This is a genomic window from Saccharopolyspora gregorii, assembly GCF_024734405.1.
Classification (GTDB): domain Bacteria; phylum Actinomycetota; class Actinomycetes; order Mycobacteriales; family Pseudonocardiaceae; genus Saccharopolyspora_C; species Saccharopolyspora_C gregorii.
The window spans coordinates 6,117,828-6,131,435 of sequence record NZ_CP059556.1 but is presented as its reverse complement, the minus strand read 5'-3'; the positions used below and the strand labels follow the sequence as shown (position 1 = coordinate 6,131,435).

Genomic DNA, 13,608 nt, shown 5'->3' with positions numbered 1-13,608 from the left:
AGCGTAGGGCCCACTGCGGAGTCCGCATCGGCGCGGTGGTCCCGGCACGGCAGCCGCGGCTCGACGGTGCGCCCGGGTGGATCCAGGCTCCTCCCGAGTCCTGCCGGTCCGCTGTCACGACCCGGCGCGCGGTGGCTGCTCGGGGGAGGCCGCCAGGTCCCAGCCGTCGAGGTGGGAGACGGGGGCGACGCGGGACTCCTCGGCGCGCAGTGCGGCGGGCGGGGCGGTGCCGCCGAGGTCCAGGCCGCCGATCAGCCGCGCCGACCGCAGGTCCACCGCCGCGTCGAAGCGGGCGTCGCGCACGTACCACCGCTGCTCACCGGTGAGCCGCTTGAGGTCCACCGGGGCGCGGAACACCGACCGGGCGAAGTCGCAGGGTGCGACGGTCCGCGCGCCGCGCAGCTCCACCGGCCCCGCGAACTCGACGTCGGTGGCCCGGATCCGCCCGAGGAACACCGAGTCCCGCAGGTGCACGCCGCCGCGGAGCACCGCACCGCTGAAGACCGTGGTGTGCCGGAAGCGGCAGCGGTAGGCGGCGATGCGCCCGACGATGCGGTCTTCGAGGGAGAACCGCTCCAGCCAGGCGCGGGTCAGGTCCAGGTCGTGGATCGGTGCGTCCGGGGTGTCCCGGTGCGGCAGCAGTGCGACGACGAGCCGCTGCGCGGTCTGCCGCGCGTGCCGCTCCCGCTCCAGCTCCGGTGCGATCTCGGGGAGGTCGCCGCCCGGCAGCAGTTCCGGGAGAGTCCACTTCGGATGGTCGAACGGCCTGCGCAGGTAGGAGCACAGCACGTCCAGCACGGTCTGCGCGTACTGCGGCCTGGTGCGGGCGAGAGCGGCCAGCGAGTGCATCGCGCCGACCCGGACCTGGTCGGCGGCGTGCCCGAGCAGCTCCACGGCGCGGGCGAAGCGCTCGTCGTCGGCGCGGTCCCGGTCGTGGCCGGTGCGGCGGTCCTCCAGCTCCTGCCGCCTGCGCTCCAGGTCGTAGCGCTCCCGGTCGAGCTCCTGGCGCTGCTGGTCGAGTTCCTGGCGGCGTTCCTCGACGCGGCGTCGGCGGTCGTTGAGCCAGAGGGCGTAGAGGGCGACGACGGATCCGGCGGCGAGTCCGCCGGTGCGGAGGGCGTCGGCGCCGGTGCTGCGGGGGTCGAACACCAGCAGCGCGGTGCTGACCCCGCACAGCACGACCACCGCCACGACGATCGTCCCGGCCAGTCCCGCCCGGCGCAGCCGCCGCGTCCCCTGCTCGTCCACGGGGCGATCTTCGCAGCCGGCGGCTCCCGGCGGGGCCGGATCAGCCGCGAGCGATGGCTTCGAGCTGGGAGTAGGCGCCGTTGAACGCGTTCTGGTCGATCGGCGTCGAGCTGTACTGCCAGAACGTGTGGAAGCCCCAGCCGTACGGCAGCGCTCCCACGCTGCCCGCGTAGCGCGCGACCCACAGCGGGCTCGTCGAGCTGAAGTCGCCGCGCGCGCACTGGTTCCACCAGTTCGTGCTGGTGTAGATCACCGGGTACCGGCCGGTGCGGTGGAAGTACGTGTCGGAGAAGTCCTTGATCCACGCGGTCATCGAGCCCTGCGAGTGCCCGTAGCAGGTGTCGCCGTACGGGTTGTACTCCACGTCCAGCGCGCCGGGCAGCGTCTTGCCGTCGGGCGACCAGCCGCCGCCGTGGTCGACGAAGAAGTTCGCCTGCGCCGCGCCGCTGGAGACGTCCGGCAGCGCGAAGTGGTAGGCGCCGCGGATCATGCCGACGTCGTAGGACCCGTTGTACTGCTGGGCGAAGTACGGGTTCCGGTAGGTGGTGCCCTCGGTGGCCTTCACGAACGCGAACCGCTTGCCCTGGCCCCAGTACGCGGGCCAGTCCACGTTCTGCTGGTGCCCGCTGACGTCGATGCCCTCGACGGTGGCGAGCGGGGACTTGTCGGGTGCGCCGCGGGTCTCGTCGCCGCCTTCGTGCTTGCGGATCTGGGAGCCCATCGCGTGGTCGGTCGCCGGCTCGTCGGCCTGGGTGCTCATCGCTTCCTCCGATCGGAGAGGGGATGTGCCGGCGTGCGCGGGGGTCGCGAGCAGCGCGCACGCCCAGGTGATCGAGAGTAGGGAGATCAGGCCGCGCCGGCGAGCGCGTCCACTCGAATGCGTCATCGAAGGTGGCCCTCTCGAAGAGTCGAAGCCGGTGTCCGGGGTCGGGCGTCCGCCTAGCCCGAAAGTGTGGCGAATGTTTTTCAGCTTTTGCAGCGCGAACGTGGGTGAATGACCGGAATGGCGCAATCCGGACGCCGCGGTCACGTCGAGCGACATCTCAGCCGGAGTGAGGGGAATCCGCATGTTTTGACCGCTCCCGACCCGACCGTCGGGTGAACGGCACCTCGGCCCGGCCCGTCGCCGGGCCTGCTGGCCTGCCGGATCGACACGGATGGCTACCCTGGGTGGGCGGGAATGCGGGTTCGACCGCTCAGCGCCACCGGTCGTATGCTCCAGGGACCCGCTTCACCAGGCACAACCGGGCCACCGAAGGACGAACCGGGCACCGGGCGCAATCGGGGCACCTGACCGGCGGGCCACGGCCGAGGGGGCGAACCGACGACGGACGAGTGGAGGGGCGCCACGGGCATGACGGGGTGGACCACGCCGGTCCCGAACACCCGGGAAACGGAGCCGGCGGTGAGCAGAACGGACCGCAGGCGGTTCGCGGCGGTCTGGGCGCAGACCTTGATGGGCACCAGTTACGTGCCCATGACCAGCGCCGAAGTCGAAGGCCGCCTGCTCGGCTGCACCGAGCGCCTGGTCGAATCGCTGCTCTCCGACCCGTTCGACCCGGCCGCCGCGCAGGACGTCGGCGACGACCTGGTGGCCGTGCACTTCACCAGCGCCGACTCGCTCGCCCGCACCATCGACCTGATCGGCGACCAGTTCCTCGACGTGCTGCACCTCGACGACGGGCCCGGCTGGCGGCGGCGCATCGCCGCGCTGCAGGGCTCGCTGTGCACCGGGTTCGTCCAGGCCGCCCGCAAGCGCACCCTCGACGAGCAGGAAGCCATCCGGCAGGCCGTGCTCGACGCGCGCGACGCCGTCGAACAGGCCCTGCGCACCAGCGAGGCCCGGTTCCGGGCGATCTTCGCCGAAGCCGCCATCGGCATCTGCATCGCGGACATGGCCGGGCAGGTCCTGGAGGTCAACTCCTCGCTGCGGCGCATCCTCGGGCGCCCCACCGAGGAGCTGAAGCGGATGACCACGCACGACCTGCTGCACCCCGCCGACTCCGAGGGCTTCTGGCGGCTCTACGAGGAGCTCGTCCGCGGCGAGCGCGACCAGTACCGGGTGGAGAAGCAGTTCACCCGCCCCGACGGCGGCCGCGCCTGGACCGACGTGATCGTCTCGCTGGTGCGCGGTGAGGACGGCATGCCGCTGTACCAGGTCGCGATGATCGAGGACGTCACCGACCGCAAGCTCCTCCAGGACCGGTTGCGCCACCAGGCGATGCACGACCCGCTGACCGGGCTGCCGAACCGGGCGCTGTTCATGGAGCGGCTGACCTCCGCGATGCGCACCAAGCAGGACGGCGAGCGGGTCGCGCTCTGCTACATGGACCTGGACGGGTTCAAGGTCATCAACGACAGCCTCGGCCACCACGTCGGCGACGCCCTGCTCGTCGCGGTGTCCGAGCGGCTCGCGATGTCCGTGCACGGCGAGGACCGCCTGGTCGCCCGGATGGGCGGCGACGAGTTCGTCATCCTCATCGAGGACTCCGCGAGCACCGAGCAGGCCATCGAGATCGCCGACGAGATCCTCGACGCCCTCGTCGAGCCCATCCGCATCGGTGGCCACGAGCTGTCCGTCTCCGCCAGCATCGGCATCGTCGAACGCCCCGTGCACGGCCAGAGCGCCGCCGAGCTCATGCGCGATGCCGACGTCACGCTGTACTGGGCCAAGGCCGAGGGCAAGGGCCAGTGGGCGTTGTTCGACCCGGACCGCAACGCCACCGAAGTCGCCCAGTACCGGCTGTCGGCGACCATGCCCGCCGCGCTGGAGCGCGAGGAGTTCTACGTCGAGTACCAGCCGCTGGTGGGGCTGCGTGAGTACGGCGTCGTCGGCGTCGAAGCCCTCGCCCGCTGGTGGCACCCCGACCTCGGCAGGCTCGGCCCGGACCGGTTCATCGCGCTCGCCGAGGAGACCGGGCTGATCGTGCCGCTGGGCCGCTGGGTGCTGCGGCAGGCGTGCAAGCAGGCGAAGGAGTGGCAGGACGAGTTCGGCGACGCGGCCCCGTTCGTCAGCGTCAACCTCGCCGTGCGGCAGTCCCGCGACCCCAACCTCGCCTCCGACGTGGAGACGATCCTGCGCGAGACCGACCTCGACCCGTCCCGGCTGCAGCTGGAGCTCACCGAGAGCGCGGTGATGGGCACCGCCGACGAACCCATCGAAACGCTGTGGGCGCTGACGAAGATGGGCGTGCGGATCGCCATCGACGACTTCGGCACCGGCTACTCGAACCTCGCCTACCTGCGGCACCTGCCGGTGCACGAGCTGAAGATCGCCGGTTCGTTCATGTCCGGGCTGCGCGACCCGGAGAAGGCCGATCCGGTGGACGCCCGCATCGTCGGCACCCTCGTGGACCTCGCGCACACCCTCGGGCTCACCGTCACCGCCGAAGGCGTCGAGACGCACGCCCAGGCGCGGCGGATGGCGGAGATCGGCTGCGAGACCGGGCAGGGCTACTTCTTCGCCCGCCCCTGCTCCCCGGAGCGCATCCGAGCGTTCATCGCCGACCACGTGTGACGGTTCCGCACCGTCCTCTTCGGCCGGTCCGAGCCGCTCACCTGCGCGAACCGGGAAGTTCGCCGGGTGATTCGAATTTTTTCGATCGGATGCGCAACTCGCCGAGCGGGTGGACGTCTTACGAGTAGAGAAGCGCGGGGGGACACCGGCGCACACCTGAGGGGAAGGTTCGGAACTGATGTTGAAGCGGACTCGTACGGCTACCACGGCGGCGGCACTGGTCGGCGGTGCGCTGCTGCTCGCCGGTTGCGGCGGCCCGGCGGCGTCGAACGCCGCGGTGGGCCAGGAAGGCATGGGGTCCGACCTCGCGCCTTCGGCCGGGCAGGAGGGCATGGGCTCCGACCTCGCCCCCACCGACGACCACGCCAGCGGCACGCACGACGACATCTCCGCCTCCAACTGCTCGGCGGAGGACTTCGCGTTCACCATGCAGGCGCAGCCCTCCGACGCGGGCAGCACCAAGATGTTCCTGCTCCAGATGGAGAACACCTCCGACAAGTCCTGCGAGCTCGGCGGCTGGGCCGACGTCACGCCGACCAACATGGCCGGCGAGAAGATCGACGCGCCCTCCGAGAACGTCAACGAGCCCGGCCCGGACCAGAACCTCACCCTGGAGCCCGGCAAGAGCGCCTTCTCCGGCGTGAAGATCGTGAGCGCCGAGAAGTCCGACCCGGACGCCCCGGTCGCCTCCGGCTTCACCGCCGAGCCCACCGACATGCAGGGCGAGGCGAACGTCGACGTGAAGGACCTCAACGGCGAGAGCGGCACCCTGGAGCTGGCGGTCAAGAGCATGCAGATCGGCACCCTCCAGTCGTCGCCGCAGGGCGTCGTCGCGTTCTGATCCGCACCGCGAACACCGCGAGCCCGCGCCGGAGGTCGGCGCGGGCTCGTCGCGTTCCCGGGGTCAGACCTGCAGGTCGACCACCGGTTTCACGTCGTCCGGCTTCCGGTCCAGGGCCTGCGGCCAGTCGTCCAGCGGAACCCGGCGGGTGATCAGGTCGGCCAGCCAGTCCTGGTCCGCGTCGGACAGCGACCGCACCGCCTGCTGGTAGTGCCGCAGGTTCGCGTTCACGCTGCCCACCACCACGTCGTTGTCCAGCACCAGCTCGTCGTTGATCGCGCCGGCCGGGACCGGCAGCGTCCGGTCGTGCCCGGCGATGCCGGTGAGCACCGTGATCGCGTTCCGGGCGGTGCGGCGCAGCACCTCGAACACCACCTCGCCGGCGCCGGTCGCCTCGATCACCACGTCCGGTTCGCAGCCCAGGTCGTCCATCGAGGTGTGGTACGTCGCGCCCAGCCGCCGCACCAGCTCCGGCTTCGGCCCGTCGGTCACCTGGTCCAGCACGTGCACGTCCAGCCCGCGCTGCACGCCCAGCAGCGCCCCCAGCAGCCCGATCGCCCCCGCGCCGGTGACCAGCGCGTGCCGCGGCGCGTAGTAGGCGCGGCGGCCGATCAGCTCGGCCTGCTCCCAGGCCTTCGCCACCACCGACGCCGGTTCGGTCAGCACCCCGCGGTCGCCCAACCGGGCGGGCACCTTGATCGCGAAGCGGGGTTCGATGGTCCAGCGCTGCGCGCCGAACCCGTCCAGCTCCTTGATGCCGCACTCGGTGAACTCGCCGTTCAGGCAGAAGTCCCACTGGCCCGCCGCGCACGCCGGGCACGGGTGCGGATCGGGGCGGCGCACCACGCCCACCACCAGGTCGCCCTCGCTGAACCCGCTGATCGCGGGCGCGTACCGCACCCGGCCCAGCGATTCGTGGAACAGCACCATCCGGTCCCGGCCGGGCGGCAGCGCCCCGTGCGACGCGTGCGCCACGTCGTGGTCCGTCGCGCACGACCCGACCAGCAGGCCGTCCACCAGCAGTTCGCCCGGGCCCGGCGTGGGCTCCGGGAGTTCGGAGACCGCAACCGAATCCGGTTCTCCCGGTACCACCGTCGCCGCCTTCACCGCGAATCCTTCCCGTTGCGCCTGCTCGACTCGCCCCGAGTGTGCCCGCCGTGGAGGACCGCGGCCGAATTGACCAGCGCCAAGTGGCTGAACGCCTGCGGGAAGTTCCCGGTGAACCGTCCGGAGTGGACGTCGAACTCCTCGGCGTACAGCCCCACGTCGTTGGCGAGCGCCACGAGCTCGTCGAACATGGCCACCGCCTCGTCCCGCCGCCCGCTCAGCGCCAGCGCGTCCACCAGCCAGAACGAGCACGCCAGGAACGAGCCCTCGCGGCCGCTGAGCCCGTCGACCTCGTTGGTGTCCTCGCCCGTCGTGTACCGGTCCACCAGCACGCCGCGGCGCAGCTCCCGCTCCACCACCCGGATCGTGCTGCGCACCCGTTCGTCGTCGCCGGGCAGGAAGCCCACCGAGGGGATGAGCAGCGTCGCCGCGTCCACCGTGGTCCCGCCGTAGTACTGGGTGAACGCGCCCAGCTCCGGGTTCCAGCCCTTGGCCAGCACCTCCGCGTGCACCTCGTCGCGCAGCTCCCGCCAGTGCTCCACCGGGCCCGGCAGCCCGTCCTCCTCGGCGGCCCGCACGGCGCGGTCGAACGCCACCCACACCATCACCCGGGAATGGGTGAAGTGCCGGTCCGGTCCGCGCACCTCCCACAGGCCCTTGTCCGGCTGCTGCCAGATCGTCGCCAGGTGCCGGAGCATGCCGCGCTGCAACGCCCAGGTGTCGGCGTTCTCCGCGACCCCGCGCTCCCGGGCCAGGTGCAGCGCGTCCATCACCTCGCCGTACACGTCGAGCTGCTGCTGGCGGAACGCGCCGTTGCCGACGCGCACCGGCTGCGCGCCCTGGTAGCCGGCGAGCCAGTCCACCTCCCACTCCAGCAGGTGCCGCTCCCCGTCCACGCCGTACATGATCTGCACGCCCGCCGGATCGCCCGCCACGGCGCGCACCAGCCAGCGCCGCCACGCCGCCGCCTCCGCGGAGCAGCCGAAGTTGTCCAGCGCCAGCAGCACCAGCGTCGCGTCCCGCAGCCAGCAGTAGCGGTAGTCCCAGTTCCGGTTGCCGCCGAACGCCTCCGGCAGCGAGGTGGTGGGGGCGGCGATGATGCCGCCGGTGGGGGCGTAGGTGAGCGCCTTGAGCGTGGCCAGCGACCGGTACACGGCCGCCGCGTGCGGGCCGGAGTAGTCGATCTTCTCGGTCCACTCGTGCCAGAAGTCCGCGCTGTCCTGCGTCTCCTGCACCGGGTCCATCGGCGGCGGGACCGTCTCGTGGTCGCTGGACCACTGCATCACCCACGAGCGGCGCTGCCCCTCGCTCACGGTGAACACCAGCTCGTGGGCGCGCTCGTGCGGAACCCGCTGCGGCAGCAGGTCACCGCGCAGCACCGCGGTGTGCGGGCCGGCGATCGCCAGGATGTACTCGTCGGGTTCCGGCTCGGCCTGCCGCACGTGCCGCACCCACGGCACCGAGTCGCCGTAGGCGAAGCGCACGATCCAGCGCAGCCGCACGTCGACCTCGCCGGAGACACCTTCCACCATCCGCACCAGGCACGGCGGGTCGTGCTGGTTCTTCTCGTGCGGCGGCATGCTGTCGACCAGCCGGAGCACGCCGCCGTCGGTGTGGAACTCGGTCTCCAGCACCAGCGAGTTGTCCCGGTAGCGGCGCCGCACCTCGCGCACCGGTTCGTCCGGGACGATCTGCCAGTGCCCGTCGCGGCCGTCGCCGAGCAGGCGGCTGAAGCAGGACGGCGAGTCGAAGCGCGGCAGGCACAGCCAGTCCACCGAACCGTCGACGCCCACGAGCGCCGCGGTGCGCAGATCGGACAGCAGGGCGTAGTGCTCGATGGGGCCGGGCGGGCCGACGGGTTGATCGCTCACCTGGCCGAGGCTAGGCATCGACGCCCCGGACGACCACCTCCGCGGCGGCGGTCGTCCCGGGGCGGGCGGTCAGTTGGGGGCCGCCGTGTCCACGAGGACGTGGTGCGGGATGACGGCGCGCACCGCGTCGTCCAGGTTCAGCCCCAGGTCCAGGCCGTCCAGCAGCGCGGGCAGGTCGCCCCCGGCCACGCGGCGGGAACCGGGCCAGCTCTCCGGCACCCGCTCCGCCGAGGTGCAGGCGGGGACCAGCTGGCTGCCGTCGTCCAGCTCGGCGACGTAGACGGCCGGTTCGCCCGCGCCGTCCTCCGGGTCGTAGAGCAGCACTTCGGCGGCGAGCACCGCGGGCGCCAGCTCGGTGTCGGGGGCCTCGCCGGTGGCGATGCGGTGCAGCACCCGCTCCAGCTCGTTCACCGGTTCGGGCAGCGCGAAGGTGAGATCCGAGGGCTCGTACTCGTCGTTGTACTGGAACTCCGGGTCGATCTCGCCGTCCGCGTCGATGTGGAAGGCGCCCACGACGCCTTCCGGCGGCACGTCGTCCCCGGACTCCTGGTAACCGGGGTCGACGATGTAGAGCCAGCTGTTCGGAGTCTGCCTGGCCTGCTCCCGCATCTCGTCGGTGATCGGCGGCGGTCCGGGGCGGTCGGGTTGCTCTGACATGGCGCTGGCGTCCTTCGTCGGCTGGGTGGTGGAGCTCGACCGGACGCGGCCGGCGCGATCGTCGCCGATCCCGCGGGTTCCCCGCCCGTGCGAGGTGTACCCATCGAGCCTCCCAGTTCTACCGGCCGGTGCCGGGTGGATCACCTGGCGGGTCCGTCCATCCCGGCAGGACGGTGCCGGGTCGCGCGGTCGCCGATCACGGATTCGCCGCCGCGGCAAGGGGTTCCGGCGATGTTCCGGGACCGGTGACGCTGGTCGCGGATCCATCTTTCCGAGGTGCCGGTCCGGTCGCGGGCGGGGCAGACTGGGCGGGCGGCGAGTTCGGGGAGGCGGTCGGCATGATCGGTCAGCGGGAAGCACTGCACCTGTTCGGGTGCGAGGTCTTCGACCCGGCGGGGCACCGCATCGGCATCGTCGGGCAGCTGTTCCTCGACGAGACCACCGAACAACCCGCGTGGATCACCGTGCAGACCGGCCTGTTCGGCACCAACGAGAGCTTCGTCCCGCTGGAGGGCGCCGCGTTCGACGGGGACACGCTCACCGTCTCGGTGCTCAAGGACACGGTGCGCCACGCGCCGCACGTGCGGCTCGACGACGGCGACCTGCTGCTGGAGCAGGAGCACGCGCTGTACCTGTACTACGGCCTGGAGTACGGGGTGGCCCCCGCCGAACCGGCCGCGCCGGACGCGGACCAGGTCGTCGCGGAGGGCGAGCTGCCGCAGGAGTACGTGGAGGCGGTGCGGCTCAAGCTCCGCCGCTGGGTCGCCGCGACCTGATCCCCGGGCGCGATCCCGGAGCGGAATCCGGTGCGGATCCGGTGCGGTTCCGGGCGCGTTCCCGGCGCCATCCCGGCGCGATCCGAGGTGTGACGCGTCCACCCGCTGGGAAATGCACTCCGTTCCCGGGACCGCGCAGCGCATTCTTCCGAGATCTCCCCGAACGGCGCAACGAGCGGGGAGATCTCCTTTTCGAGACCGCCGCCGGGGGCCGATTCGTGCCGCCATCGGGGTGAACGGGCCGCTCCCCGCCGCCCATTCTGCGCGCTGCGTGCTCGCCGGCTCATCCGCTCGCCGGTGCGCCGCCAGTCTTGCGAACCAATTCGGGGAAATGGCGAATGCGGTGCGCTGAGCGTCGAACGGGGATTGAAGTCGCAGGTGGGAAGGGTGTTGACGATTTTCCGGCCTGCGCCGTTGAATGGTGCTCCCACGTCCGCGCAAGGGTTTGACCACTAATCGCCAAGTGCGCAAATCCGCTTGTCCCCGTGGCTTACGTTCCGTTTTGCACCATCAGATCGCCGTTCGGCCTCACCCGGGCGGCGCTGAAGGAAGAGGGACCATGACGAAAATGCTCTCCCGAAGCAGGTTGGCCGGAGCGGGAATCACCGCGGCCGCGCTCGTGTTCGCTGGGGCACCGGCGTTCGCGGCACCGGCGCTCGCCCCGCTGACCTTGCACCCCGAAGCGGCGGTGCTGTCCGCGGACGGCGCCGCCGACTCCTACGTCGTCGACCTCCAGGACGGGCAGGACCCGGCCGCGGTCGCCGCCGAGCTCGGCGTGCGCACCGACCACCTCTACACGCACAGCCTGACCGGGTTCTCCGCGGAGCTGACCCCCGAGCAGCTGCGGGCGGTGCGCGCGAGCCACGACGTGGAAGGCGTGTCGCAGAACTTCCGCATCCAGGTCGAGCAGCCGCAGCGGCCCGCCGAGGTCGGTTCGTGGGGCCTGGACCGGCTGGACCAGCCGAACCTGCCGCTCGACGGGAACTACGCGCCGAACGGCACCGGTGCGGGCGTGACGGCCTACATCGTCGACACCGGCATCGACCCGACCCATCCGGACTTCGAGGGCCGCGCGTCGATCGGCTTCGACGCGACCGGCGGAGACGGTGCCGACGGGCACGGCCACGGCACCCACGTGGCGGGCACCATCGGGTCCGCGACCTACGGCGTGGCCAAGGGCGCCGACCTGGTCGGGGTGAAGGTCCTCGACGACAACGGCAGCGGCACCACCGCGGACATCATCGCCGGGCTGGACTGGGTCGCCCAGGACGCCGACGGTCCCGCGGTGGCGAACCTGTCGCTGGGCGGCAGCAAGGATCCGGCGCTCGACGAGGCCGCCACGGGCCTGGTCGACGAGGGCGTGTTCCTCGCGGTCGCGGCGGGCAACGAGGCGCAGGACGCCGAGAACGTCTCCCCGGCCAGCGCGGAAGGCGTGTTCACCACGGCGGCCTCCGACGAGACCGACGCCTCCGCCGAGTTCACCAACTTCGGCGCCACCGTCGAGGGTTACGCCCCCGGCGTGGACATCGTGTCGCTCGCGCCCGGTGGCGGGACCGCGACGTTCAGCGGCACCTCGATGGCCAGCCCGCACGTGGCCGGGGTCGCGGCGCTGCACCTGGCGGCGAACGCGGGCGCCGCGCCCGCGGACGTGATCAGCGGGTTGCAGGGTTCCGCGTCGGCGGACGTCATCGGCGGCGCCCCGTCCGGCACGATCGCCGACCTGCTGCAGACCGGCGAGCTGTGAGTTGATCGGACCGGTCCCCGCCTCCGCGCCGGAGGCGGGGACCGGTGCGCGCCGCGGGTTGGCACGTTCAGCGGAGGGGCCGCGACCGCCGAATGGTGTTCGACAAAGGTTGAGCGGTGCCCTACGGCAAAAGTGGGTTCCCGGGACGATCTCAAGCTGGTTACGGTATCGATCGAGGGGGCCGCTCGCTGCCTCTCGCGGAACTGGTCCAGACCAAGATCGACTGGGCCCCGCCCGCGAAGGCACGTCACGAAGGGGTGTGCCGTGTTATCCGGATACACCGAGGCGCCTGAGCGCGCACAACCGACCACGTCGGAGCTGCCCGGCCGGACCAGGCCCGCGGCGACCGACGCGGAACGCGCGGTGCGCTCCCAGGTCGAAGCGCGCGAAGCCGTCGTTTCCGTCGCCCGCGCGGCCAAGGCCCAGGCGGGCGGCTCGGGCGGAGTGCTCCAGGTCGTGCACGGGGCCCGCCGCGTCGGCTGGGCCGCCTACGAACTCCAGCGCAGCGCCACCGAACTCGTGCAGGGCGTCGCGAAACCGCCCTACGCCGCCACCGGATCGCTGGACTCGCTGGAATCCCGCAAGCTCGCCGAGGGCGTCGCCTACCAGGTGCTCTACGACCGCTCGGCGCTCGCCCGCTCCCCGCAGCTGGAGCTGACCTCGCGGCTGGTGGCGCTCGGCGAACAGGCCCGCGTGGTGCACGTGGCGCCGACGAAGATGATCGTGGTGGACAACGAGGTGGCGCTGCTGCCGCTGACCACCACGGAGCACACGGTCGAGAGCGCGGTGGTGATCCGCAGCTCCGCCATGCTCGTCGCGGTGATGCGCATCTTCGAGGACATGTGGCGGTTCGCCGCCCCGTTCACCTCCGAGCAGGAACGGCTCGTCGGCGACGACCAGCCCTCCGAGGAGGAGCGCTGGATCCTGTCGCTGCTGGCCTCCGGCGCCACCGACGACACGATCGGCAGGCTGATGGGCTTCAGCGCCCGCACCGCCCACCGGCGGGTGCGCGAACTGATCGCCCGACTCGGCGTCGAAACCCGGTTCCAGGCGGGGATGCAGGCCGTCAAGCTCGGCTGGCTCTGACCGGACGGCCCGCCCGCCGCGTCCGGCGAACGGGCCGCGGCGGATCAGCCGCACAACGCCGAACCGGTCACCTCCGCCAGCAGCGGCGAGTCGATCTGCGCGTTGGTCAGCACCGAGGCGTTCCTGCCGTCCTCGGTCACCTCGGTGAGCGAGAGGTAGCCCTCGCCGGAACCGCTGTGCCCCCACGCCGCCCCGCCGCAGGCCAGCGGCCTGCTGATCAGCCCGAGGCCGGCCGCGTTGCCGCCGCCCTCCGGGATCGGCACCGTCCGCTTCATCTCGGCGAGCGCGGCGGACGAGGTGAGCTCGCCGTCGAGCAGCGCCCGGTAGAACCGCACCAGGTCCCGCTGCGTGGAGATGATCGCGCCGGAGGTCGCGGACCGGGACGGCTCCGAGTTCGTCGTGACGTCGAACCACAGGTCGAACGGCGGCACCCGCCCGCCGCGGTACCCGTTGATCCGCGGTTCCGGCACGGACCGGTCGCCCGCCGCGGGGTACGTGGTGTCCGCCAGCCCCAGCGGCCGGATGATCCGCTCGGTGAGGGCGGTGCCCACCGGCTCGCCGGTGATCCGCTCGATGAGCATGCCGAGCACCAGGTAGTTCGTGTTGGCGTACACGAACTCCCCGCCGGGCTCGTGCACCGGCGGACTGCTCAGCCCCGCGCGCACCAGGGATTCCAACGAGTAGGTCCCGTCCGGCCCCGGTCGCGGATCGGGCAGTCCGGCCGGTGGTGGCGGTGAAGGTCTTGGTCTGGCTGTAGGCGC

11 protein-coding genes are annotated in these 13,608 nt (G+C 72.0%); 5 read left to right on the top strand and 6 right to left on the bottom strand.

All coding sequences use genetic code 11. The annotated features are described in order from the left end of the window. Positions 1 to 114: 114 nt before the first annotated feature. Positions 115 to 1,248 carry a pentapeptide repeat-containing protein gene (locus H1226_RS27050; RefSeq protein ID WP_258344143.1) on the bottom strand — a complete coding sequence of 378 codons (1,134 nt, stop codon included), beginning with the start codon at positions 1,246 to 1,248 and terminating at the stop codon, positions 115 to 117. 40 nt (positions 1,249 to 1,288) lie between these two features. Then, entirely contained in the window at positions 1,289 to 2,008 is a 720-nt protein-coding gene (locus H1226_RS27045) for a lysozyme (protein WP_224958028.1), read from the bottom strand. A gap of 645 nt (positions 2,009 to 2,653) precedes the next feature. Here H1226_RS27045 and H1226_RS27040 point away from each other — a divergent pair. Beyond that, entirely contained in the window at positions 2,654 to 4,765 is a 2,112-nt protein-coding gene (locus H1226_RS27040) for a putative bifunctional diguanylate cyclase/phosphodiesterase (protein WP_258344132.1), read from the top strand. A gap of 178 nt (positions 4,766 to 4,943) precedes the next feature. Beyond that, on the top strand, positions 4,944 to 5,606 hold the full coding sequence (locus H1226_RS27035; protein ID WP_258344122.1) for a DUF4232 domain-containing protein: 663 nt from the start codon (positions 4,944 to 4,946) through the stop codon (positions 5,604 to 5,606). Positions 5,607 to 5,669: 63 nt separating this feature from the next. Here the strand turns inward: H1226_RS27035 and H1226_RS27030 are convergent, their stop codons facing one another. The 3 genes from H1226_RS27030 to H1226_RS27020 form a co-directional block, all read right to left on the bottom strand. Further along, on the bottom strand, positions 5,670 to 6,713 hold the full coding sequence (locus tag H1226_RS27030) for a glucose 1-dehydrogenase (protein ID WP_224958025.1): 1,044 nt from the start codon (positions 6,711 to 6,713) through the stop codon (positions 5,670 to 5,672). Continuing rightward, positions 6,710 to 8,584: a glycoside hydrolase family 15 protein gene (locus tag H1226_RS27025; protein ID WP_224958023.1), complete on the bottom strand. Its 1,875-nt coding sequence runs from the start codon at positions 8,582 to 8,584 to the stop codon at positions 6,710 to 6,712. The genes H1226_RS27030 and H1226_RS27025 overlap by 4 nt, the downstream gene beginning before the upstream one ends. Before the next feature lie 69 nt (positions 8,585 to 8,653). Next, complete coding sequence (locus H1226_RS27020; protein ID WP_258344112.1) at positions 8,654 to 9,241, bottom strand: type VII secretion system-associated protein; 588 nt, start codon at positions 9,239 to 9,241, stop codon at positions 8,654 to 8,656. Positions 9,242 to 9,579: 338 nt separating this feature from the next. Here H1226_RS27020 and H1226_RS27015 point away from each other — a divergent pair, with 338 nt between their 5' ends. From H1226_RS27015 to H1226_RS27005, 3 genes are all read left to right on the top strand, one after another. After that, on the top strand, positions 9,580 to 10,017 hold the full coding sequence (locus H1226_RS27015; protein WP_224958019.1) for a PRC-barrel domain-containing protein: 438 nt from the start codon (positions 9,580 to 9,582) through the stop codon (positions 10,015 to 10,017). Positions 10,018 to 10,576: 559 nt separating this feature from the next. After that, complete coding sequence (locus H1226_RS27010) at positions 10,577 to 11,761, top strand: S8 family peptidase (RefSeq protein ID WP_258344111.1); 1,185 nt, start codon at positions 10,577 to 10,579, stop codon at positions 11,759 to 11,761. A 264-nt stretch (positions 11,762 to 12,025) separates the two neighbouring features. After that, positions 12,026 to 12,847: a helix-turn-helix domain-containing protein gene (locus H1226_RS27005; protein ID WP_258344110.1), complete on the top strand. Its 822-nt coding sequence runs from the start codon at positions 12,026 to 12,028 to the stop codon at positions 12,845 to 12,847. A gap of 44 nt (positions 12,848 to 12,891) precedes the next feature. Here H1226_RS27005 and H1226_RS27000 read toward each other — a convergent pair whose 3' ends face one another. Continuing rightward, a complete protein-coding gene (locus tag H1226_RS27000; protein ID WP_373689995.1) occupies positions 12,892 to 13,524 on the bottom strand; it encodes a serine hydrolase domain-containing protein in 633 nt (210 codons plus the stop codon). Positions 13,525 to 13,608: the final 84 nt, after the last annotated feature.